We start from the raw sequence: 22,186 nt of genomic DNA, 5'->3' as shown, positions 1-22,186 counted from the left end.
GAAGCGCCCTCGTTAAAGCTTGTCACTCGATCACGAAGTGGTCGGGTCCGACCGCGCGAGGCTGCCGCTTCGGCGGAATGAAATCGAGCGGCCGCACGGGAGACGGCAATTCCGTCACCGGCTTGCCGATCAAGCGGTGCCTGTCCGCGGCCGGCTCCGGGTTCGGCACCGCTGCCATCAGCTTCTGGGTATAGGGATGTTTCGGATTCCCTATCACCTCGCGGCTGGGCCCGATCTCCACGATCTCGCCAAGATACATGACCGCCACGCGGTGGCTGACACGTTCGACAATGGCCATGTCGTGACTGATGAAGAGGTAGGACAACCGCAGGTCCTCCTGCAACTCAAGCAGCAGGTCGATCACCTGCGCCTTTACCGAAACGTCGAGCGCCGAGACAGCCTCGTCGGCTATAATGACCTTCGGGTCGAGCATCAGGGTCCGCGCAATGCAGATTCTCTGGCGCTGTCCGCCGGAAAACTCGTGCGGAAGACGGGTGATCATCGACGGTTCGAGGCCGACACGCTCCAGAAGATGTTTCGCCTTGTCCAGGGCCTTGGCCCTGGTCGCCAGCCCATGGCATAGCAGGGGCTCAGCCAGGATCGCACCGACGTTTTGCTTCGGGTCCAGGGAACTGAACGGATCCTGGAAGATCATCTGCACATTGCGCCGGAGATCCGAAAGATCGGACCTGTTGTCGCGCCGCACCGTGCGTCCGTCGAAGACCACCTCGCCGGAATCCGGAGGATTGAGAAACAGGATGCTGCGTCCGGTCGTCGACTTGCCGCAGCCGGACTCGCCAACCAGCGACAGCGTTTCTCCAGGCATGATGTCGAAGCTCAGACCCTCGACGGCATGGAGACGCCCCACCTTGCGACGCATCGCCCCGCCACGCACGTCGAACCGGGTCACCAGCTTGCGCACGCTCAAAACCGGCTTCGGAACAACATCCTTGGCAGGCGCGCGGTAGGAGCGGGCGACGCCTTGCCCCAGGCGGGGGACCGCGTCGATCAGCATCCTCGTATAGTCCTCGCGCGGACGCTCGAAAACGTCCTTTACTGCTCCCGTCTCCACCACGCGTCCCTTGTGCATGACCATGACGCGGTCGGCGATGTTGGCCACTACGCCCATGTCATGCGTGATGAACAGGATCGCGGTGCCGGTATCGCGCTGGACCTCGTTCAGGAGATCGAGGATTTGCGCCTGTATCGTCACGTCGAGCGCTGTTGTCGGCTCGTCGGCGATAAGCAGCTTCGGCGAGCACGCCAATGCGATGGCGATCATGATCCGCTGCCGCATCCCCCCGGAGAACATGTGAGGATAGTCATTGAACCGCCGCCGCGCGTCAGGAATGCGAACGCGGTCGAAAAGCCGGATGCCCTCCTCCCGCGCCTCGGCATCGCTTAAGGGTCGATGCTGGCGCAGCATTTCCTTGATTTGGGTGCTGACCTGCAGAACCGGGTTCAGGCTCATCATCGGTTCTTGGAAGATCATGCTGGCAATGCCGCCACGCACCCGCCGCAATGTCGATGTCGACGCCCCCACTACTTGCTGGCCATCCACGATGACCGAACCGGTCACTTGGGTATTGCCGGAAAGCAGTCCCATGATCGTCATGGAGGTGACGCTCTTGCCGGACCCCGACTCGCCGACAAGCGCCAGCGTCTCGCCAGCATGGATGGCCAGATCGACATCATGCACCACCTGATGCTTGCCGAAAGCGACGTTGAGGCCTTTTACCTCGACCACTGGATCGGATTTCCGTTCACTCATGAGTTTGGCGCCGGTGCAACAGTGAAGCCCGCCTGCGAGCGAGAGCGCTCCGAAGTTGGAGCCCAGGTGAGCATTTCGAGCGCGTACAGCGCATCCAGCGTCTCGCGCGACAGGGGAATGCCCTTCTGGTGCGCCATGGCGATCTTTTCCCGAGGCCGAACGGCAACGTGCCCGGACGCCTTCAGTTCAGGCCTGCGGGCGCTGACCATGAGAAGCGCGCAGCCCGGCGTCAGCCCGGCGGCGTCGATCGATTCCAGAACCGCCGTGTCCTCACCGAGGAGCGCCGCCAGGGCATCCCGGCCCCGGCCCGAATAAAGCGCACCCCGTGCGTCGGGGTCAGCCAACAGCCAGTCGAAGGTTCCATCCCTGGCGATGATGCCGATAGAGGAGAGATTGTAGTCCATCGCACCGACCAGCGTGGCCGGAACAAGCGACAGCTCGGTCGCCGCCAATATCCGGCACATTTCCCATTTGGCGCCGCCTGCATGCGCGGCGAGAGCATCGATCGCGGCAGGTCCCGTTTCCAGAAATGAAACGCCGGCGGCGTCCAGCATCGTGAGCCCGTTCGATTTCCGGTAGCGGAAGCCATGGGAGGGCCGCGGTCCCGCCTGGCGAATTTCATCCAGAATAGCCGGATCGAGCGCCGCACCTGTTGCAACGAGATGAGCGCCCCGGTCAGCGGTTCCGAACGCGTAGCCCAGCGCCCTGAGCGACCACGGCAGGACGCGAGTCAGTTCGGAATAGGCAACAAACATGCTCGTGCTCACAGGGCGACCTCATTCTCATGCTTGCGAACCCGGGAACCCGGCCTGTCAGGCTCGAGGAATTCCGAAGGCAGCGGCTGGTCTTGGAAGAAAGTCCCCCGCACATAGCGGATGCTGAGCGGCGTCGAGCCGCGAATGCCCAGCGACGCAAGGAAAAACCGTATGAGATCGGCGGGGACGAAATCGCGATGCGCGAGCGGATCGCGTATTTCCGCATAGAGCAGGCCATCCAGATATTGCACCCGCGAAATGGCGTAATGCAAGTCCGGATGGTCGAGGACGACGTCGCCGGCGCGCTCCTTGTCACCACGGCTGACCAGCACCGCCGCCAGCCTCTGGATCAGTCCGATATGATCGATGAAGGATTCGAAACGCTCGTGCGGGTCGATGACCCGCTCGCCGCGCCTTTGTTCGCCATTGTCGATCGAATGGTACCAGAAGTGCTGATGGGTTTCGGCAAGCGTGCGGTCGGCGGTGAGAGCCCAGACGTAGTTCCTGCGCAGGATCTCGCGCAATTCAGCGACCGCCATTGCTGGCTGCAATTGCCGCTTGCGGGCTGCGCCGATCTGGAAATAGGGCGCGATGGCGTCACAAAAGTCCGGTACCACGTCGAGAAGTACGCTGTGGAACTGCTCACTGGTCTCGCCATCCATGACTTCTGCGACGTGCGCAGCAACGTCGCCCCAGCACCGAAACTGTCCTTCGCGCAGGCTTGCCGATATGCGTGTCAGGTTCTCGATGATGGTTTCGTTGGCCACCACGTAGTCCTGCGTCTGTGGGTCGGTCTGCGCATAGATGCGGATGGTGCTCTCTATCGAGCCGCGGACAACTGAAATGCTTCCCGCATCGACCGGCAGGCTTTTTGCGTAGCCAAGAGCCGCCTCGCGTACGGTCACCCATGTGGCGACCCAATGCGGCCAGCGCTGGAGGGCAACGCACATGCCCTGGCCTGAGGAGTTGCCTATTCCAAGCCCGCGCGCGATCGAAATGTCGAGCTGCGCTGCGTCCGGATTGCGCCGCCGCGCCACGGCATTGACGAGATCGATGGAGACGAGCCGCACCAGGTAGATGGCGAAGATATCCGCAAAGAACGGGTGCGCCAGCGGATGCCCCTCGGGAATGCCCGGATAGGAAACCGTGCCATTCCGGCCGCTGCTTTGAAAGCCACCGTTCCGCATGAGATAGGCGATGCCGAGCTCGGGGGCGGGCTGTTCGCCGCGGGACAGTGCTTCGACTACGGCGTCGAAATGCCGGCTGCTGCGATTGGCCGGGGTCCAGCCGACCACATCCGAATCCGTACGCATCTGGCCTTCAGCCTTGATGTCGAACGTTTCAAATTCCCGCTCGATACGCTGTTGGCTGGCAAGATTGACGAAGAGCGCGCCGAACATGTCACGGTCCGCGCCATCGGAGCGGCGTCCGACTTTTTCGATTCCGTCCCATGGATATGCTCGGGCAATATAGGAGAAGGAATGGCCTTCCGCGTCGATCCGGTAGACGAATCTCGCCGCGCCGTCATCGCCGCATTCCGCCGAGATCATCCTTATCTGCCAGCGTTCGCGAACGATCCTGCGCAACAACATGTCGGCAAAACTGACGCGCGAAGCCTTGAAGCAGCGAAGGTTCTCCACACGCATCAGAACATCCGCCGGCCGCATCCATCGCCGCGCTTTCAGGGCACCTTCCCGGCCGGCAAACTCCTGCAGGCGTTGTTCTATGAATGCCGGCAGCGGCGGCTCGATCTGGTTAGACGTCATTTCCCTGTTCCAATCAGCGATCATTGCGGGACGCGGCCTCGTTCATGCTCGACCCGACAAGATAAAATGTGAAAACTGTAAGGGCGACGGCAGCGCCCGGCCCGAGGCTGAGCAGCGGCAGGATCGGCAGGAACATCGAACCGTCGCGTACCATGCCGCCCCAGTCCGGAGCCGGCGGAGGAACGCCCAGCCCCAGGAAGCTGAGGCTTGCGGAGGTGAAGATCGCGAAGGCCACATTGATTGCGAACTGCGCCCACACCACGCGCATCGTGTTTGGCATGATATGATGGCGGATGATCCAGAAAGAGCTTGCGCCCGTGGCGCGCGCAGCTTCCACGAAGACCATTTCCCGGACGACGAAGACCTGACCACGAACCAGCCGGGCGACCGTCGGCGCGGTGACGACACCCAGCGTGACCGCCAGGTTGACCACCGATGGCCCGAGCATCGCGGTGATGATCAATGCGAGAACGAGCCCCGGCAAGGCGATGAAAATGTCGATGATCTGGACGAGGACAAAATCGATCCAGCCACGGAAAAATCCGGCGATCAGGCCAATGGGGGCGCCGATCAGCACAGCCACTATGGCCGCCGAAGCGCCCACCTGCAGTGAAACCCTTGTTCCGTAGATGACGCGCGACAGCACGTCCCGGCCAAGTTGATCCGTGCCAAGGATGTTTTCAGCCGAAGGCGGGCCGAGGACGTTTACCGTCGTGGCGGTCGGGTGCAGGGGCGCGATCAAGGGCGCGAACACCGCGATCAAAGTGATGATCACCAGAAGCGTCAGGCCAAGGACCAATCGGAATGGAAGTTTTCTCATTGGATGCTAAGCCGATGTTCGCACGAGCGGATTGACGAGGCTGTAGGTCACGTCCGCCACAAGGTTGAGGATCATCACGCCGACGATGATCACCATTCCAACCGACAGCATGACAGGAAAATCCCGGGACGAGATCGCTTCCACCAGAAGCCGGCCCATGCCCGGCATCGAAAAGACGGTTTCGGTGACGACCGCGCCGCCAACCAGTTGTCCAAGCGAAAGACCGGCATAGGTGATCAAGGGCAATATGCTGTTGGGCAGAATGTGCCGGTAGGAAATGCGCGCCTCGGACAGCCCCTTCGAACGCGCGGCCTGGATGTAGAGGCTGCCTTTCACCGACTGGTATTCGGCTTTATAGACGAGCGTGAAGGAGCTGAAATAAAAGGTCGTAAGCGTGATGACGGGCAGGATCATGTGGATGAGATGCTGCCCGGCGCCCCGTGACCACGGCGACCATCCGGTCGTCGGCAGCCAGCGGAGCTGAACCGAAAAAAGGTAGATCAGCAGCAGTCCGAGAAAGAAATTGGGCACGGTGATGCCGACGATGCTGACGGCGGCGGTGAGCCGCTCCACCAGCTTTTTCATGAACGTCGCCGAATTGATCAGCGTGGCCCCCAGGAATGCGATGAGGATCGCCCAGGATGCCAGCTCAAGCGTTAGAGGAAGGGCATCCGCGATCATTTGCGCGACAGGCTGTTGGGTGGAATAAGACCGGCCCAGGTCGCCCGACAATGCGGCGCTGATCCAGTTCCAGTAACGCGACAGGATGGGCTGGTCGAAGCCTAGCTTCGCGTTGAGTTCGGCGATCGATTGAGGGGATGCGTTCTCCCCCAGCATGATCGCCGCCGGCGTCCCCAGAAAGGACGTCACCGACGTGAACAGCAGAAACGTCAGAACGATAACGTTCGGAACCATGATCGCTATGCGGGAAAGTACAAGCGCAAGCATGCCGGCCTCAGTTCATCGCGAAGGATTGAAGAAGCGTCTCCGGGGAGCCCGTCTCGCAAAGCGGGCGGTTTGGGGCACATCCGATGGGCGGCGGTCATAATGGCGATCAAGTTCCTCTACCGGTTGCAGGCGGGACCGGGTCTACCCGCGCCAGACGCCGCGGCGCGGCGCGCCGCGGCAAAGCATGAAGATCAGGCCTGCGTTTTCCAGACGTAACGGAACCGCGGGATCTCGTCCGGCATCGGAGCGAACCCTTTGACGGTGTTGCGCATGGCGTTGAATTCGATGCTGAACCCGACGGGCATGTAAGGCAGATCGGCAGAAATCTGACGCTGGATCTTTTCGTACAATTCCTTGCGGCGCGCCTGATCGGAAATTACCCGCGCTTCATCGATCCATTTGTCCACTTGGTCATTCTTGTAGCCCGTGGAGTTCGCGGTGCCTTTGCTGGAGAAGAGATAGTGGATCAGGCCGTCGGGATCCGCCCGTTGCGTCCAGCGCATCGGCGTGAAGCGTATCTCGCCTGAGACCGCCTTTGCGTAGTAGTCGCTTTGGGGGACCGGCTCGAGCTCAATGTTGAGGCCGATCGCGTCGAGGTCTTCCTTGGCAAGTTCGGCAAAGCGTCGCAGCGTATCGCCGCTTGGCGCCGCAAGCTTGATGGTGGTGCCCTTCAGGCCGGAATCAGCCACGATCTTGCGCGCCTTTTCCGGATCGTATTCGTAGTGCACCAGATCGGTTGGGGTCCACCACAGGCCGTCTGGCGTGAAGCTGTCGGAAATCTTGCCTTGCCCCGCCCATATGATCTGGTTGATGCGGTCGCGGTTGAGGCCATGCGCGATGGCCTGGCGTAGTTCCGGCTTGTTATATGGCTCGGCGTCCCACCGCCACTGGTAGGAATACCAGACGCCACCCTTCGACGGCACAAGCTCGATGTCCGGGCTGGCCTTGGAAAGGCGCGTATCCAACGGATCAAGCTGGCTTATGAAATCCAGTTCACCGATGGCCATGCGCTGAATGCCGACGACGTTCGTCGGAATGTCATGGAAGGTAATGCCGTCGAGATATGGCATTCCCTTCTGCCAATAGCTGTCGTTCTTGGTGAGCGCGATGCGTGACCCGCGCACCCATTCGCCGAAAACGAACGGACCGGTCCCGACAGGATTGGAACCGACGTCGCTGCCGTATTTCTTGGCCGCAGCTGGCGAAGCCATCAGCCCTGCGCGGTCGGCAAACAGCGCCAGCAGGGGCGGATAAGGTTCCTTCATGTCGATGGCGACGGTGAATTCGTCCAGCACTTCGACATTCTTGACGCCTTCCAGCAACTTGAGCTGCGATGAGTTGCCTTTCGGATCGAGACGTGCATCAAGGTTCCATTTCACGGCCTCGGCGTTGAACGGTGTGCCGTCATGGAACTTCACGCCTTCCTGCAGCTTCAGGACCACGCGCTTGCCGTCGTCCGAAAACTCCCAGCTTTTCGCCAGGGCAGGCTTCAGGGAGAAGTCCGCCTCGGTCTCGAGAAGCGTATCGAATATCAGGAAAAGGATCTGCCGCTCGGTCCATTGCGACGACTGAAGCGGGTCGAGCGTGCGGACGTCGCTGATGAAGCCGACGTTGAGCGTGCCGCCGGTGACCGGCTGGGTATCTTGAGCCAGCGCTACCGCCGGCAAAGAGGCCACGATTGCGAAGCCGCTGACGGCGGCCATAAATTGCCTTCTATCCATGACAAATCCTCCGTTGGTTCAGTTCCCGATATTATCGGCATTGCCGTTATTGGCCTCCGGGCAAGGACCCGGAGGCTTGCGCGTTATTTGCTCTCGGCTGGCAGCGGCCGGCCGGCCTGATCGACTCCCATGATCCGCATGTCGTTGAACCGATCGCCGATGCGATGGTGCGGACGCCCGCCGCTCGCGGCGCCCAAGGCGATGACGATCTCGTCATGCGCAGGCGCGTCGGGAATGGTGAATTCCACGGTCAGAAAATGAGCGCGGCTTCCCTTCTTCTCAGCGTCCTTGTGGGTCAAGGGAACGGTGAGCGCGGTGCCGGCGCCGGCACGCTTGTTCGTGAACGGGAGAAAGGAATCGCCACCAGCGGCGATGCGGAAGACATTGCCGAAATGCAGCGTGTGGATCAGGCCGGCCGCGTGTTCGACTTCGCCGTCCGTCCCGGTCACCGCGCACTTTCCAAACGCTTCTATCCTGTCCGGACCGCCCATGATCGCCACCAGGCGAGGCACGAGGGCATCCGTGAGAGCCTTGGCGTGCTCCATGATGTGCGGCTGCAGGTCCTCGACGAATGCCGATCCTGCCCAGGGATTGCGGATTACCGCCGCGCAGGCGGCCATGCGAAGCGGAACCGGCGCGACGCGCCCCCCTTCGATAAGCGTGTCCTCGACGAAATCGACGATCTTGCGGATCAGGACCCCAGTCATTTTTCCACTCCGCCGGCTGCGAGTTCGGCAAGCACGCGGTTGGCAATGCGATGGCATTCGACGCCGACAGGAACGCCGCAATAAATCGTGAGATGGGTTATCAACGCGTCCAGCTCGTCACGGGTGACCCCGTTGCGAAGGGCGCCGCGAAAATGCAGTTCCCACTCATGCATGCGGTTGAGCGCGGCAATCATGACGATGTTCAGCATGCTGCGGGTCCTGGCATCCAGCCTGTCGTCACCCCAGGCCGTTCCCCAGCAATATTCTGTGATAAATGACTGAAAACCCTTGGAAAACTCGGTTGCCTTGCTCAGCGAATTTTCAACATATTCGCTGCCGAGCGTCGCCTTGCGCCGCTCCAGCCCACGCTCAAATAGCGTCTCGTTCATTCGTCTTCCCTTCATTTTCAGCGTGGACGCAAAAGGAACTCGCGGACATGGTCGGACACCAGCTTGGATGCCTCGACCAGGACGCTGTGCTTCAGGCCGGCCAGAATGCGTAATTCCGAATCGGGGATCAGCCGGTGCATCGTCTCGGCCATCCGGACATTCGACCCCTGATCGAATTCGCCCGTCATCACCAGCGTTGGCTGTCTGATCTCGGGAAGCCGATCCACCAGTTCGGTAAGGCCGAACACCCGATACGCCTCCAGGTAAGACGGCACGTGGACAGCCTTGAGCTCGGCAATTCGCCGCTCGATCACATCGGGATGGCGCTCGGCGAATTCCTTGGTGAACCAGCGGTCGTGCGCAGCACCAACGACTGCGTCCATACCGCCGTCGCGGATCATCTGCAGGCGCGCCACAACCTTCTCACGTTCGGCGGGGGTGCGCCCCGCAACTGCGGAAAGAAGCACGACGCGCTCAAACCGGTCCGAATAGGAACAGGCCAGTTCTTGCGCGATCAAGCCCCCCAATGAAAAGCCGACCAGATGGGCTTTGCGCACGCCGGCGTCGTCCATCACCCGAACGATATCGGCGGCAAACTTCTCGACGGAATATTCCGAATCGATGTGCGCGGACTGACCATGACCGCGCAGGTCGGAGCGAATAATGTCGAAGCTGCCCTCCAATTGGAGGCTGACGTCCTCCCAGCTTTGCAGGTTGGCGCCGACACCGTGCACCAGCACGAGAGGATGGCCCTTACCGCTTCTCTCATAGGCGATGAGATCGTCTTTGGTGCGCATCGGCGCCATCCCAGGTCCCTCGTTCGAACTCGATTTTTTTGGTATACCGACAGACAGGCATATGGTCAACCGTATTTGAATCGGCTACTTGTGATGAAAGAGTCGAACGCGTAGCTGTCATGGAAGGAACGACGGGAGAGGACGCCGCGATGCATGAATGGACGGACTGGTCGATTGCGGATTCGCCGACATTGCGCGAGCAGACCGTTGTCACGCTGCGCGAGGCGTTGTTCAACGAAGTGTTCAAGCCGGGTGACAAGCTGGTGGAACGGAAGCTTGCCGAGCAGACCGGCGTAAGCCGCACAAGCATTCGGGAAGCGCTGAGCCAGCTTGAGTCCGAAGGGCTTGTGACTCGGGTAGCCGGCAAGGGCATGTTCGTGACCCGCTTGTCGGAACGGGAAGTCCGGCAGATCTACGAGGCCCGCGCAATCCTGGAATCGGCCATGGCGCGCCTGTTTGTCGAACGGGCCAGCCAGGAACAAATGGACGAATTGGCGCGGCGTATTTCGGAAGCAGGCGAAACCGACACCTCCGAGCTTGCCAGGCAGCATGCCGAGAAGCTCGACGCGGTGTGGGACATCATCATGCAAGGCGCAGGCAACGACATCACCAGGCAAATGACCTTTCTCCTGCATGGCCGCGTCACCTATCTGCGCACCGTCACCACCCGCGTCGCCTCGGCTGAACGGCGCAGGAATACGATGGCCTTGCTCCACGGCATTTTCGACGCGCTGCGCGCGCGCGATGCCGACCTCGCCGAAAAGCTCACGCGCGGGTATGTCGAAAGATCCGCGGCTTTCGCGCTGTCGCTGCTGCGGGACTCTGGGCAGAACGCCAAATCCTCATCACGCAAGCAACGGATCGACACATGAACTATGTCAGGCTCGGCAAGAGCAATCTGAAGGTATCCCGGCTATGCCTCGGCGCGATGGGATTCGGATCCGCGGGATGGCGGGCCTGGGTGCTCGATGAGAAGGCGTCGGCGCCGATCGTTGCGCGCGCCCTCGACCACGGCATCAACTTCTTCGACACCTGCGACTTCTATTCGGCTGGCGAGAGTGAACGCATTCTCGGCCAGATACTCGTTCTCAAGCAGCCGCGCGACAGCTTCGTCATCGCCACCAAGGCGGGAAACCCGATGGCCGCGCATTGCAACGGCCGCGGCTACTCCAGAAAGCACCTGTTCAAGGCAATCGACGATTCGTTGGTCCGCCTTGGAACCGATCACGTGGACCTCTTCCAGACGCATATCTGGGACAAGGACACCGACCTCGACGAACTGGTCGATGCCATGGCGGATATCGTGCGCGCCGGAAAGGCGCTCTATGTAGGCGTCACGACGATGCCCGGCTGGACACTCGCAAAATGCCGTGCGGCTGCCAGCGCACGCGACCTTCCGGCATTCATCTCGATGCAATGCGAATACAATCCCGCTCACCGGGAGTGCGAGCGGGAACTGCTTGCCTACTGCCGCCACGATGATGTTGCCCTGATACCGTTCAGCCCGATCGCGCGCGGCTTCCTTGCCGCGGACCGCCGCAATCCCGGCCAGCAGACGGCGCGCACGAAAAGCGACGACTATACGCAGAGATATTACCACCGCGACGGCGACCACGCCGTGCGCGAAGCCGTCGCTGCCGTTGCCGCCGACATCGGAAAGACACCGGCGCAGGTGGCTCTCGCCTGGACATTGGCGCGCCCCGGCATTACCGCGCCCATCTTCGGAGCGACCTCGACAGACCATGTCGACGAGGCAGTCGCGGCATTGGACATAGTGCTTACGCCCGAACATATCGACCGCATCGACGGGGCTTACGAGCCACGGCCGCTGAACGCCTCAGGCCACTGAATGAAGCACAATGCTTGCGGTAAGCTGATATGCTTGTGAAATTGCACTCGTTCGCGCACGTTTCAAGGGAGCAAATCCGCCGTGTATGATCTGCGAGTCCATGCTCCGCCGCGCCTGTACACGCAGGTGGCCGATACCATCCGCAACGCCATCGTCGTCGGAGAACTGGCGCCGGGAGAGCGGCTGGTGGAGCGCACGCTTTGCGAGCGCATGGGCGTTTCGCGGACGTCGCTCAGGGAAGCGATGCGCGAGCTCGAGAACGAGGGCCTGGTCACGAACCTGCCCAACCGGGGGCTTATCGTCTCTGTCGTCGATCCCAAGATCGCGAAGGACATTTTTGACCTTCGCGAGGCGCTGGAGGCGCTTGTATGCAGGTTGTTTTGCGAGAATGCGACTGACGATCATATCACGCGTTGTCGGGGCGTGTATGACGAGCTGATGGAAACCTATCGCGTCGGTGTGGCGCGCGAAATGATAGCTGCAAAGACTAGATTCTACGACGTCTTGATAGCGGGCGCGAACAATTCCGAGGCGGAACGGATGCTTCGAAGCATCCATATGCGGGCCTCACAGTTGCGCATGATTTCTCTTTCCGATGCAGAGCGGCGAAAGGCATCTCAGGAAGAGCTGGCAGCCCTGCTCGACGCCCTGGTGAACCGCAGGGCATCGGATGCCGAGCGGCTTGCAAAAAAGCATGTACGCAAAGCCGCCCAGTTCGCGCTCGGGATGATCGAACAGCTTGAAAACCAATCCGTCAGCTGATCGGCGGCGCTTGAAAGCGCGAGACGCCGCCCGTCCGCCGCTACCCGCGGCGACGGTGAAGGAGAATTATGTCGTGGCGGGCGGCATCCGTACGCGCTATTTCGAAGCTGGCAGCGGACCGGCCGTGATCCTTCTGCACGGCTCGTCACTGGCGATCGATGCCTGGTCCACCTGGCACAACACCATCCCGGCACTCGCGCATGACTTCCGGGTGCTGGCGCCCGATCTGGTCGGCTTCGGTCTCTCGGATGCGCCGGTGGACGGGAAACACGTTCCCCGCCTCGAAAGGCGGCATCACGTTTCAGCCTTCATCGAAGCGCTCGGCATTACCCGATGCGCGCTCGTCGGCCATTCCGAAGGCGGTTTCATCGCGGCAATGCTCGCCGTTGAAAAGCCGGGTCTGGTCGATAAGGTGGTCGTCGTGAGCAGCGGTGCGACCTCCCCGCGCCTCGGCGGAAATGAGGACCACACTTGGCAGGCAGCAGCGGCAGCAGCGTATAATGTGCTCGAGGGATGCGACACCGAGGAAGACTTTCTGCGAACCAATGCGAGGCTAAGCACGAAGAATCCGCCGGAGTTCGTGGAGCTGCTAAAAAAGAACTACCGCCTGGCCTGCGAGTCCGGTCAGTTGGAGCGCTTCAAGCAGGCTGCCCGGAAAAAGGACGACACCGAATATACCCAGATCCAGGAGGACCATCTCCTTCCGCATTTGCCCACCATGCAGGCCAAGCTGTTCATAGCCTGGTCAGGCTGCGACGAAACCGTGCCGGTGGCGCGCGGCATCAAGCTGCTGGAACGCGCGCCGCAAGCCGACATGCACATTTTCGCCAATGCCGCTCACATGGTCATGATCGATCGCCCACGCGAATTCAATGGAGTTGTCCGGGACTGGCTTGGCAGCTAGCGCCGGTCAAAAAACCGTCCAGCTTATGACCCACAGCAAGTCGTCCCAAGAGGGCCGCCATGCCGCGGGAGGATGTCCTCGGGCGTGCGCCCTCACTCCCTCGCCACCAGGTAACGCGCTTCCGAGTCGTAGAGCAGCCCGCCATAATGCTGCCCGAGGTCGGACATGCCAGCCGTGGCGCCCACCACCTCCTGGCCGCGTGCCGTAGAGCCACCCGTAATGATGAACGAGCGCGCGCGGCATCCACGGCCATGTTTCGCACAATCCGTTGACGAAAGGCTCAAAGCCCGCGGTCGGCATGTTGCCGCCCGGCAGCGGCACACTCGCGGTCCAGTCGCCCCCATCTGCGGAAAGATACGTTCGAGGCGATGGAGGCCGCGCTCGGCCAGTTTCCGGAAGGTCGTGATCTTGCCGTCGAAGACATTGAACAGTGGCGCGCCCCCAGTCTCGTCAAGGTCGAAGACGTAGTCGCGCGTAACCGCCGAAAGGGTTCCCATTGCCGTCGTCGAACAACAGCCGCACGCCCGAGAACGCATACAGCAAGTCCTGGCGGCGCAGCTTCTCTTTGAAGTAGCGGTTCACGGCCGCGCTCAAACATTCGATCTCGGTCTGGTCGATCTGCACCGCTTCGGCAGCACCCTCATAGGCGCGGCAATTAGAGGTGCGGCTACGGTCGCGATTTTTATCTTGATATTTTTATCAAGCTGTGAAATTTTTTTCAATTAAATGCTGGAGGAAGTTTTCCGCACCTCAGAATGCCCTGACAATGGGCATCGGACGGAGAACACGATGGGAGGTTCAATATGCCGGTCCAAGCCGTTTCAACCGAGTGAGCCTTTCCTGCGGGAGACGCCGCGTCCTGGACCTAAAAATCCGACGTCGTCGTCACACCTTCACAGGCAGGGGAAAGAATGCATCCGGCTTCAGGCGCTTCTTTCGACACGACGAGATCAACACCGCAAGACGCGGCAAAGGTTCCAGAACGTCCGATGACGCGAATAGTGCAGATTTCCGATACCCATCTCAGCCCTGGTAAGCGGCATTTCCTTGCCAACAGCCAGCCGCTCCTCGACTGGCTGAAGGAAAGCGATGCCGACCTCGTTATCCATACAGGCGACGTCACCGTGGATGGCGCCGATGTCGAGGAGGACATGCGCTATTGCGCCGAGATGATGGACTCCATCGGACTGCCCTATCTCGCCGTGCCGGGCAATCACGACGTGGGCGAGCCCAAGCATCTCTATCAGCCAGTCAACGCAGAACGCCTGGCCCGCTGGCGACGTCATTTCGGGCCGGACTGGTGGCATCGCGACATCGAGGGCTGGCGCCTGATCGGACTCGATTCGATGCTGTTCGGCAGCGACGAGCCGGCCGAAACGGAGCAGATCGCGTGGCTGGAAAACGCCATGCGCGAAGCGTCCGGGCGCCGGATCGGCTGGTTCACCCATCGCCCGCTCTTTATCGGCGAGCCGACCGAAGGCGACGTTGGATACTGGGCGCCCACTCCCGAGCCTCGCGCGCAACTGCTCGACATGGTGCGCCGCTACGACGTGGCCTTCGTGGCCAGCGGCCACCTGCACAAACTCTACGATCGTCAACTCGGCGGCGTCCGGTACCTGTGGGGGCCGTCGTCCGGCTTCCTCGTCGAGGCGCACTTGCAGCCGGAAGGGATGGCCGGAGAAGCCACCTTGGGCGTGCTCGTCTACGACTTTTCCGGGTCCGATTTCACCGTGCGGCCTCATGAAATTCCGGGCCTCACACCCTTTTTCATCGGTGATGTCGTGCATGAGGTCTATCCACCGAGATAGCGCCTCTACCCAATTGTTCGCGAAACGGAGCAACCCCAGTGGCTGCAGTGGAAATAAAGAACCTTTCGAAGTCCTTCGGGCCCCACCGGGTTCTCAAAGACATCAACCTGTCCATCAACGATGGCGAGTTCCTGACGCTTGTCGGCCCCTCCGGCTGCGGAAAATCGACGCTCATCCGCATCATCGCCGGCCTCGAGCCGCAAACCTCGGGCTCGATCCTCGTCGATGGCGCGCCGATCGATCATCTGAGGCCGCATGAGCGGCGCATCGCCATGGTGTTCCAGAGCTACGCGCTCTACCCGCACATGTCCGTCTTCAACAACATGGCGCTGCCCCTGACGATGACCGGGCTTAGCCTCTACGAGCGCCTGCCGCTCGTCCGCCTACTCTCGTCCCGGCGCCGCAAGGTGATGCAGGAGATCGGCAAGCAGGTCAGGGGCATCGCGGCGCAACTTCAGATTGAACCTCTTTTAGAGCGCAAGCCCGCCCAGCTCTCCGGCGGCCAGCGTCAGCGCGTCGCGCTCGGTCGCGCCATGGTGCGCCAGCCCGCCGCTTTCCTGATGGACGAGCCACTTTCTAACCTCGACGCCAAGCTGCGCGTCCACATGCGTAGCGAGCTGGCCGAGCTTCACCAGAGACTCGGCGCGACATTCGTCTACGTCACGCACGACCAGGTCGAGGCGATGACCATGTCAAGCCGGGTCGCCATGATGGAAGGCGGAGACATCCTTCAACTCGGCACGCCCGACGAACTCTACGACAGGCCGGCCAACGTCCAGGTCGCCCAGTTCATCGGCAGCCCGACGATCAACCTGATTCCCGTGACGGTGGGGGTCGGTGGGCGGCTGGAATTGCTCGGAAAGCCTCTGCCGATCGGCACCGCCCTCCCCGCCGGAGAGAAAGCGACGATCGGCGTCCGCCCGGAAATGATCCTGCCCGGCGCGGTCTCGGGCCAGTCGGCGGACCAGGTCCCGCTTCCGGCGAAGCTGCGGCGCAGCGAGCATCTCGGCTCCGAGAAGATCCTGCATTTCGATGTTCCCTCGCTCCCTGGCATCTTGGTGACCTCGCGCATAGGCGCGGGCGTGCCGGACGGTGAGGTCGAGAACACCGAACTCTTGTTCCATCCCTCGGCCTGCCATGTCTTCGATGCCGCCGGAAACCGCGTGGAACCCCAAGTTTCCCAAGACGCGGCCACCGCCGCCAAGGGAAAGCTGCGCCTCGCAGAGGGAGCGCGCGCATCATGAGCCTGACCGCGGTCCCCGCTCCGCCCGCCCGGCCCGGTGCCCGGCAGGCCTTCATCGAGAGGCTGGTCGCCGGCGGCTTCGCGCTGCCTGCCCTGCTTTTGCTGGTGCTGACGATTCTCGTGCCGCTCGGCGTGCTCGGTTATCTCAGTTTCACCGACTACGAGCTCGGCGAGGTCGATGTCCATTATGTCGGCCTGCAAAACATCACCGACGCGCTGACCGATCCGGAATTCCGCCGCGCACTCAAGAACACGCTCGTCTACGTCGCGATCGTCCTGCCCGGCTCGGTGATCCTGTCGCTGCTCGTCGCCGTCCTCGTTCACCGCCGCAAGCGCACCCGCTCACTCTACGAAATCATCTACTTCCTGCCTGTGACCTCGACCTTCATCGCCATGGCGACCGTGTGGCAGTTCCTGCTGCACCCCAGCCTCGGCCCGGTGAGCGCGGTGCTGCGCTGGCTCGGCATCGGCGAGGTCGCCTTCCTGAGCAATCCCTCGCTGGCGCTGCCGACGCTTGCCGTGATCGGCATCTGGCAACTGGTCGGCTTCAATATGATCCTGTTCCTGGCCGGCCTCTCGACCATTCCAAAGGACCTCTACGAAGCCGCCGAGATCGACGGCTGCGGCGGCGAAATCGACCGCTTCCTGACGATCACGTGGCCGCTGCTGGGACCGACGACCATGTTCGTCATCGTCACCAGTTCGATCACCGCCTTCAAGGTGTTCGACACGGTGGCGGTGCTGACCCATGGCGGTCCGGTGGGATCGACCGAGGTCCTGCTCTACAAAGTCTACCTCGAAGGCTTCCAGTACTTCCGCATGGCGTATGCGTCGGTCCTCACCTTCATCTTCCTCATTTTCATTCTGGTCTTCTCGATCCTCCAGACCGTCGTCATGGACCGCAGGGTGCATTACTGATGACCGACACAACCATCACTGCTCCCGCGATGGGGGGCACAACAACCACACCAGCTGGCTCCGCCGGCCGACGCTTCGCCTCTCTGTTCATCACTCACGGCATCCTGATCACCGGCGCGGCGTTCATTCTCCTGCCTTTCCTGTGGATGCTGGTGACCTCGATCAAGCCGCCGGAAGAGGTGTTCAACGCCCAGCTCAGGATCTGGCCGAGGCATTTCTACGGCTTCGAGAATTATGCGATGGCGCTGACCAGCGCGCCGCTGCTGCGCTTCGCTCTCAACGGCGTCATAGTGTGCGGCGGCATCCTCATCATCCAGCTTCTGGTCGCCATCCCATGCGCCTACGCGTTGGCCAAGCTGAAGTTCCCGGGCCGCAACCTGCTTTTCGTCCTCGTCCTGCTCGGCCTATGCGTGCCCGAACAGGTGCCGGCGCTGCCGATCTACATCGCGCTGGCGAAGATGGACCTGCTGAATACCTATTTCGCCATGATGGTGCCCTTCTTCCTCTCAGTCTTCGCGATCTTCCTGTTCAGGCAGTTTTTCCGTTCCTTCCCCGACGACATCATTCATGCCGCGCGGCTCGACGGGATGAGCGAGTTCGAGATCGTGTGGCGCATCGTCACGCCCAGCGCCATGCCGGCGATCGCCGCCTTCGCGGTGTTTTCCTTCGTCGCGCACTGGAACGACCTCTACTGGCCGCTAATCGTCATATCCGACGTCAACCTGGCGCCGCCGCCGCTCGGCATGATGTTCTTCTCGGACGCCGAAGCCGGCACCAATTACGGCGCACTGACGGCCGCCGCGACCATCCTGACCGCGCCTCTGCTGCTCGCGTTCCTGTTCGCACGCCGCCGCTTCATCGAGGGCGTCACGATGACCGGCGTGAAATAAAACTGACAACTGGCGCGGCTAGAAGCCCGGTCGCGCCGTTCCCCCACACCTTTCGCGGGGCAAGGCGGCATCATCGCCTCAAGAGCATCGGGCAAATCGCATAACCGGAGGAAGCCTTAATGAAATTCCTGTCAAAGATCATCGCGGCCTCGGCCGTATTGCTGGGAGCGGCGTCGACAGCGCTGGCCCAGTCTCCCGTGACGCTCGACGTCTACTACGCATTCCCGGCCTTCGCGAAGTTCCATGAGCCGCTGGCCGCGGAATTCATGAAGGAACATCCCGACATCAAGATCCAGTTCCGCGCGCCGGCGGCCAGCTACGACGAAGGCCACCAGGCCATGCTGCGGGCCTCCATCACCAACAACCTGCCCGACGTCTATTATTCGGGCTATCACGTCCTGCATGAACTGGTCGGCAAGCTGAAGGCGCGCAACCAGATCTTGGACCTCGGCACGATGATGGACGCCGAGTCGAAGGAATGGCGCGACGCCAACTACGCCGGCAACATTCTCGACCTCGGCCGGGTGGACGGCAAGCTCTACGGACTGGCCTTCAACGCTTCCATGCCGATCATGTTCTACAATGCCGACCTGGTTAAAAAGGCCGGGGGCGATCCCGACAACATGCCCACCGACTGGCCGGGCATCATGGAACTCGCCAAGAAGATCAAGGCCACCGGTTCCGGCATCGCCGGCCTCGCCTACAATATTCATGACTGGCCCGACGAATGGCTCTGGGACGCCATGTTGATGCAGGGTGGGGGCGAGCTGACCAAGGACGGCAAAGTGGCCTTCGGCGACGAGCACGGCCTGAAGGCGCTGGAATATTTCCGCAGCTTCGTCACCGATGCCGGCATGCCGTTGATCGACTGGGATCAGTCGCGCCAGGCCTTTATCGCCGGCCAGATTGGCATCTTCTTCGATACGCCTGCCCGTCTCAGCCAGGATACCGAACTGATCGGCGACCGATTCAAGCTGCGTACCGCGGTCTTCCCGGTCGACGACAAGGAAAAGGGTGGCCTGCCCACAGGCGGCAACGCGGCGGTGATCACTGCCTCCGACCCGGCAAAGCAGAAGGCGGCCTGGGAATTCCTTAAATTCGTCACCGGCCCCAAGGCGCAGGAGCAGGTCGTGAAGATGAGCGGCTACCTCCCGACCAACAAGGCCGCCACCGGGACCGACTATCTCGGCCCGTTCTACGAAGCGAACCCGAATTACGCCACCGTTGCCAAGCAGATGGCACTGTCGCGCCCGTGGCCCGGCTATTCGGCGGGCAACACGGTCCGCATCTGGCGCACCCAGCGCGAGATCATCAGCAAGGTCATGAGCGGCGACGTATCCATCAAGGACGGGCTCGACAGCCTCGTCTCCGAAACACAGGCACTCATGAAATAAGTCGCCATGCCACGCGCGCCGGCCGGCTTCGGCTGGCGCGTCCTTTTTAAGGTGGCGCCGATGTGGCGCCCTTCTTGTGTCAGCCCTCCCTTCACACTGCCGGACCTCCCGATGCTCATTGCACAGATCAGCGATTTTCATATCCGACCCGACGGCCAGATGGCCTATGAGGGTCTCCAGACCAACACCATGACTCGTCGCGCCATCGCGACCGTCGCCGCGCTCGATCCGGCGCCCGATTGCGTCCTCGTCACCGGCGATCTCGCCGATTGCGGTCGCCCGGAAGAGTATGCGCTGGTCGCCGACATGCTGTCGGCCCTGCCCATGCCCGTCTTCGTCATTCCTGGCAACCACGACCGGCGTGAGACAATGCGCGAGGTGATGGCGCCGAAATTCCCCTATCTGAGCCAGTCGCCGGATTTCCTGCATTATACGATCGAGGACCTTCCGGTCCGCCTTATCGGGCTGGACACGGTGCAGCCGGGCGAGGACGGTGGTGCGATCTGCGAGCGGCGCGAAGCCTGGCTCGGTGAGCGTCTCGCCGAGGGCGACGGCCGCCCGACCTTCGTCTTCATGCACCATCCGCCCTTTCCCGTCGGCGTGCACGGCATGGACATCATGATGTGCGTCGTCGGCGACGGCTTCCGCGACATGATCAGGTCCCACGCCGAAATCGAGCGGGTGGCCTGCGGGCACTATCACCGGCCCATCACCACGCGCTTTGCCGGCACGGTCGGCTTCGTCGCGCCGGGCGTCGCGCACCAGGTCGCGCTCGATCTTCGTCCGGGCGAGCCCAATCGCTTCATCTTCGAACCGCCGGCTTTCGCCCTGCACGCCTGGTCGCCGCAGACCGGTGTCGTTTCGCACGTCGTCCCGATCGGCGATTTCGGCCCCGCCCACGATTTCATCACCGATGTCGACTACCCTGGGAAAAACGAAACATGAGCGACTACCGTCAAATCCTGAAAGACGCCGATGCCATCGCACGCAAGGCAGCCGCGACGTTGATGTCGATGCGCGAGGAGCGCCTCGACGTCACGCGCAAGGAAGGGCTGGATATTGTCACCGCCGCCGATCTCGCTTCGGAGCGCATTGTCATCGACGGGCTGCGCGCGCTTACGCCGCAAGCTTCCATCCTGTCGGAAGAAGCCGGCACGACGGGAATCTTGGGCGAAAGCCGCTGGATCGTCGACCCGCTCGACGGCACGATAAACTACGCGTCCGGCCTGCCGTGGTTCTCCGTCACCATGGCCTATCAGGAGCAGGGTGCGACGAAGATCGGCCTGACCGTCGCACCCGCCGCCGGCTTCGAGGCGCACTACACCAGCGACGGAATCGCGACCGTCAACGGCAAGACGGCCAATGTGTCGACAACTGCAAGACTGGCCGATGCGGTCATTGCCGTCGTGCTGACGTCGCACTTTTCGGCCGAGGAGGTGGCGCGCACCGCAGAGATCGTGCGGCGGCTCGGCGTCGGCGCGCGCGGCGTGCGCGTTATCGTCTCAGGGGCCTTTGAACATTCGATGGTCGCCGCCGGCCAGCTCGATGCGGCGGTTTCGATCAAGGCCGACGTCGTGTCCTACGCGGCTGCCATGCCGCTGCTACGCGCAGCAGGAGGCAAGGTCACCACGCTTTCAGGTGTCGACTCCACAGACGAGGACACGCAGAAGGTCGGCTCGAACGGGCTCATTCACGACGAACTTCTTGAAGCGCTACGCGGCCTGTGACACCTGGCGCGCAAACCGGAGCGAGCATGCAAGACACATTGATCATATTCGACTGCGACGGCGTGCTGGTCGACAGCGAACCGCTGGCGGCGCTTGCCTACGGGCGGGTCTATTCGAAACACGGCATGGAACTCGACCCGCAGGCGGTCCTGCAATGCGTCGGCATGAAGCAGACCGATATCCTGGAGCGCATCAGGCTCACGACCGGCCATCGCCTTGAGGAGCACCAGACCGCGGATTTGTGGGACGAGGTGAAAGCGCTCTTCACCGAAAGTCTGCAGCCGATGGCGGGCCTGAAGCCCTTCCTTGAACGGCTGTCCAATCCCCGCTGCGTCGCCTCATCCTCCTCGCTGGAGCGGATACATCACAGCCTTTCGGTCACAGGGCTCGCGAGATTCTTCGGCGAGAACATATTCTCATCGTCAATGGTCGCGCGCGGGAAGCCCGCCCCCGACATCTTCCTGTTCGCCGCGGATCAGATGAGCATCGAACCGAAGCACTGCGCGGTTGTCGAGGACTCGCCTTTCGGCGTGCAGGGCGCAGTCGCCGCCGGCATGACGGCGATCGGCTTCATCGGCGGCGGCCACACCTATCCGGGGCATGCCGAGAAACTGCGCGTGGCCGGCGCCCGAACCATCTGCGCCGACTGGGACGAAGTCGCGCGCGAACTCGTTTCTCTGGAGTTGATCGCACCCGTCTCCGTTTAGATTTCAGGCCCAGCGAAAGCCGGGCAGCAGATAATCCGGCACCGCCCTTTCCTGCTCGAACACCGTCGAAAGCGCGCGTCGTCGTGGCTCTCGTAGTAGAAGTGCCTGACAGTCGCATCCTTGATGGTCCGGTTCATCCTCTCGACCTGGCCGTGGCGTCAGACGGGAGCGGAGAGTGCGGCGGCGATCCTGTAGTGGCTTCTCGGATCAATGGACTTGAGGTGGGAACGGCGGGACATTGCTGCCCTGGCTCTGCTTCGCACGACGTCAGCCGCACGGAAGACTAGCAGCACCAGCAGCCCAAGTTGGT

General features: G+C 62.0%; 21 protein-coding genes and 1 pseudogene. 12 read left to right on the top strand and 10 right to left on the bottom strand.

What is annotated here, in order from left to right; genetic code table 11:
• Window positions 1-22: 22 nt before the first annotated feature.
• The 9 genes from FJ986_RS03330 to FJ986_RS03290 all read right to left on the bottom strand — a co-directional run bounded on the left by FJ986_RS03330 (window position 23) and on the right by FJ986_RS03290 (window position 9,674).
• A complete protein-coding gene (locus FJ986_RS03330; protein ID WP_140561338.1) occupies window positions 23-1,771 on the bottom strand; it encodes an ABC transporter ATP-binding protein in 1,749 nt (582 codons plus the stop codon).
• Entirely contained in the window at window positions 1,768-2,526 is a 759-nt protein-coding gene (locus tag FJ986_RS03325) for a hypothetical protein (RefSeq protein WP_140498495.1), read from the bottom strand. Before FJ986_RS03325 ends, FJ986_RS03330 begins: the two co-directional genes overlap by 4 nt.
• Window positions 2,527-2,534: 8 nt before the next feature.
• A complete protein-coding gene (locus tag FJ986_RS03320) occupies window positions 2,535-4,292 on the bottom strand; it encodes a hypothetical protein (protein WP_140498496.1) in 1,758 nt (585 codons plus the stop codon).
• A gap of 13 nt (window positions 4,293-4,305) precedes the next feature.
• Window positions 4,306-5,046, bottom strand: a complete 741-nt coding sequence (locus FJ986_RS03315) for an ABC transporter permease (protein WP_224619722.1) — start codon at window positions 5,044-5,046, stop codon at window positions 4,306-4,308.
• 72 nt (window positions 5,047-5,118) lie between these two features.
• Complete coding sequence (locus FJ986_RS03310) at window positions 5,119-6,060, bottom strand: ABC transporter permease (RefSeq protein WP_140498498.1); 942 nt, start codon at window positions 6,058-6,060, stop codon at window positions 5,119-5,121.
• A gap of 191 nt (window positions 6,061-6,251) precedes the next feature.
• Window positions 6,252-7,763 carry an ABC transporter substrate-binding protein gene (locus tag FJ986_RS03305; RefSeq protein ID WP_181167345.1) on the bottom strand — a complete coding sequence of 504 codons (1,512 nt, stop codon included), beginning with the start codon at window positions 7,761-7,763 and terminating at the stop codon, window positions 6,252-6,254.
• Between the two features lie 101 nt (window positions 7,764-7,864).
• Window positions 7,865-8,488, bottom strand: coding sequence for an amino acid synthesis family protein (locus tag FJ986_RS03300; protein WP_140498500.1), 624 nt, complete (start codon window positions 8,486-8,488; stop codon window positions 7,865-7,867).
• Window positions 8,485-8,877 (bottom strand): carboxymuconolactone decarboxylase family protein, encoded by a 393-nt coding sequence (locus tag FJ986_RS03295; RefSeq protein ID WP_140498501.1) that lies wholly within the window; start codon window positions 8,875-8,877, stop codon window positions 8,485-8,487. The genes FJ986_RS03300 and FJ986_RS03295 overlap by 4 nt, the downstream gene beginning before the upstream one ends.
• Before the next feature lie 17 nt (window positions 8,878-8,894).
• Entirely contained in the window at window positions 8,895-9,674 is a 780-nt protein-coding gene (locus FJ986_RS03290) for an alpha/beta hydrolase (protein ID WP_181165367.1), read from the bottom strand.
• 149 nt (window positions 9,675-9,823) lie between these two features.
• Between FJ986_RS03290 and FJ986_RS03285 the strand changes: the two genes are divergently transcribed.
• The 4 genes from FJ986_RS03285 (at window position 9,824) to FJ986_RS03270 (ending at window position 13,189) form a co-directional block, all read left to right on the top strand.
• Complete coding sequence (locus tag FJ986_RS03285) at window positions 9,824-10,546, top strand: GntR family transcriptional regulator (RefSeq protein WP_181165366.1); 723 nt, start codon at window positions 9,824-9,826, stop codon at window positions 10,544-10,546.
• The gene (locus tag FJ986_RS03280; protein WP_140498503.1) at window positions 10,543-11,523 is read left to right on the top strand and encodes an aldo/keto reductase; all 981 of its coding nucleotides are present in this window, start codon (window positions 10,543-10,545) and stop codon (window positions 11,521-11,523) included. Before FJ986_RS03285 ends, FJ986_RS03280 begins: the two co-directional genes overlap by 4 nt.
• A gap of 81 nt (window positions 11,524-11,604) precedes the next feature.
• The gene (locus FJ986_RS03275; protein ID WP_140498504.1) at window positions 11,605-12,285 is read left to right on the top strand and encodes a GntR family transcriptional regulator; all 681 of its coding nucleotides are present in this window, start codon (window positions 11,605-11,607) and stop codon (window positions 12,283-12,285) included.
• Entirely contained in the window at window positions 12,263-13,189 is a 927-nt protein-coding gene (locus tag FJ986_RS03270) for an alpha/beta hydrolase (RefSeq protein WP_140673388.1), read from the top strand. The genes FJ986_RS03275 and FJ986_RS03270 overlap by 23 nt, the downstream gene beginning before the upstream one ends.
• A 95-nt stretch (window positions 13,190-13,284) precedes the next feature.
• Here the strand turns inward: FJ986_RS03270 and FJ986_RS30665 are convergent.
• Window positions 13,285-13,837, bottom strand: a pseudogene (locus FJ986_RS30665) (glycerol-3-phosphate dehydrogenase); the annotation flags it as partial.
• A gap of 353 nt (window positions 13,838-14,190) precedes the next feature.
• Between FJ986_RS30665 and FJ986_RS03265 the strand changes: the two are divergent.
• The 8 genes from FJ986_RS03265 to FJ986_RS03230 all read left to right on the top strand — a co-directional run bounded on the left by FJ986_RS03265 (window position 14,191) and on the right by FJ986_RS03230 (window position 21,876).
• Complete coding sequence (locus tag FJ986_RS03265; protein ID WP_181169853.1) at window positions 14,191-14,997, top strand: metallophosphoesterase; 807 nt, start codon at window positions 14,191-14,193, stop codon at window positions 14,995-14,997.
• Window positions 14,998-15,035: 38 nt separating this feature from the next.
• A complete protein-coding gene (locus FJ986_RS03260; protein WP_140525274.1) occupies window positions 15,036-16,241 on the top strand; it encodes an ABC transporter ATP-binding protein in 1,206 nt (401 codons plus the stop codon).
• On the top strand, window positions 16,238-17,158 hold the full coding sequence (locus tag FJ986_RS03255; RefSeq protein ID WP_140498510.1) for a sugar ABC transporter permease: 921 nt from the start codon (window positions 16,238-16,240) through the stop codon (window positions 17,156-17,158). Before FJ986_RS03260 ends, FJ986_RS03255 begins: the two co-directional genes overlap by 4 nt.
• 29 nt (window positions 17,159-17,187) lie before the next feature.
• Window positions 17,188-18,048, top strand: coding sequence for a carbohydrate ABC transporter permease (locus tag FJ986_RS03250; protein ID WP_140558077.1), 861 nt, complete (start codon window positions 17,188-17,190; stop codon window positions 18,046-18,048).
• Between the two features lie 119 nt (window positions 18,049-18,167).
• Entirely contained in the window at window positions 18,168-19,442 is a 1,275-nt protein-coding gene (locus FJ986_RS03245) for an ABC transporter substrate-binding protein (protein WP_140498511.1), read from the top strand.
• Window positions 19,443-19,553: 111 nt separating this feature from the next.
• The gene (locus tag FJ986_RS03240) at window positions 19,554-20,387 is read left to right on the top strand and encodes a phosphodiesterase (RefSeq protein ID WP_140558059.1); all 834 of its coding nucleotides are present in this window, start codon (window positions 19,554-19,556) and stop codon (window positions 20,385-20,387) included.
• The gene (locus FJ986_RS03235) at window positions 20,384-21,169 is read left to right on the top strand and encodes an inositol monophosphatase (RefSeq protein WP_140525272.1); all 786 of its coding nucleotides are present in this window, start codon (window positions 20,384-20,386) and stop codon (window positions 21,167-21,169) included. The genes FJ986_RS03240 and FJ986_RS03235 overlap by 4 nt, the downstream gene beginning before the upstream one ends.
• A 26-nt stretch (window positions 21,170-21,195) precedes the next feature.
• Entirely contained in the window at window positions 21,196-21,876 is a 681-nt protein-coding gene (locus FJ986_RS03230) for an HAD family phosphatase (RefSeq protein ID WP_140498514.1), read from the top strand.
• Window positions 21,877-22,186 lie beyond the last annotated feature (310 nt).

The sequence above is a fragment of the Mesorhizobium sp. B1-1-1 genome, from assembly GCF_006442955.1.
In the GTDB taxonomy this organism is placed as follows: domain Bacteria; phylum Pseudomonadota; class Alphaproteobacteria; order Rhizobiales; family Rhizobiaceae; genus Mesorhizobium.
The sequence above is the reverse complement of the archived record's forward strand: the minus strand, read 5'-3'. Positions and strand labels throughout refer to the sequence as shown.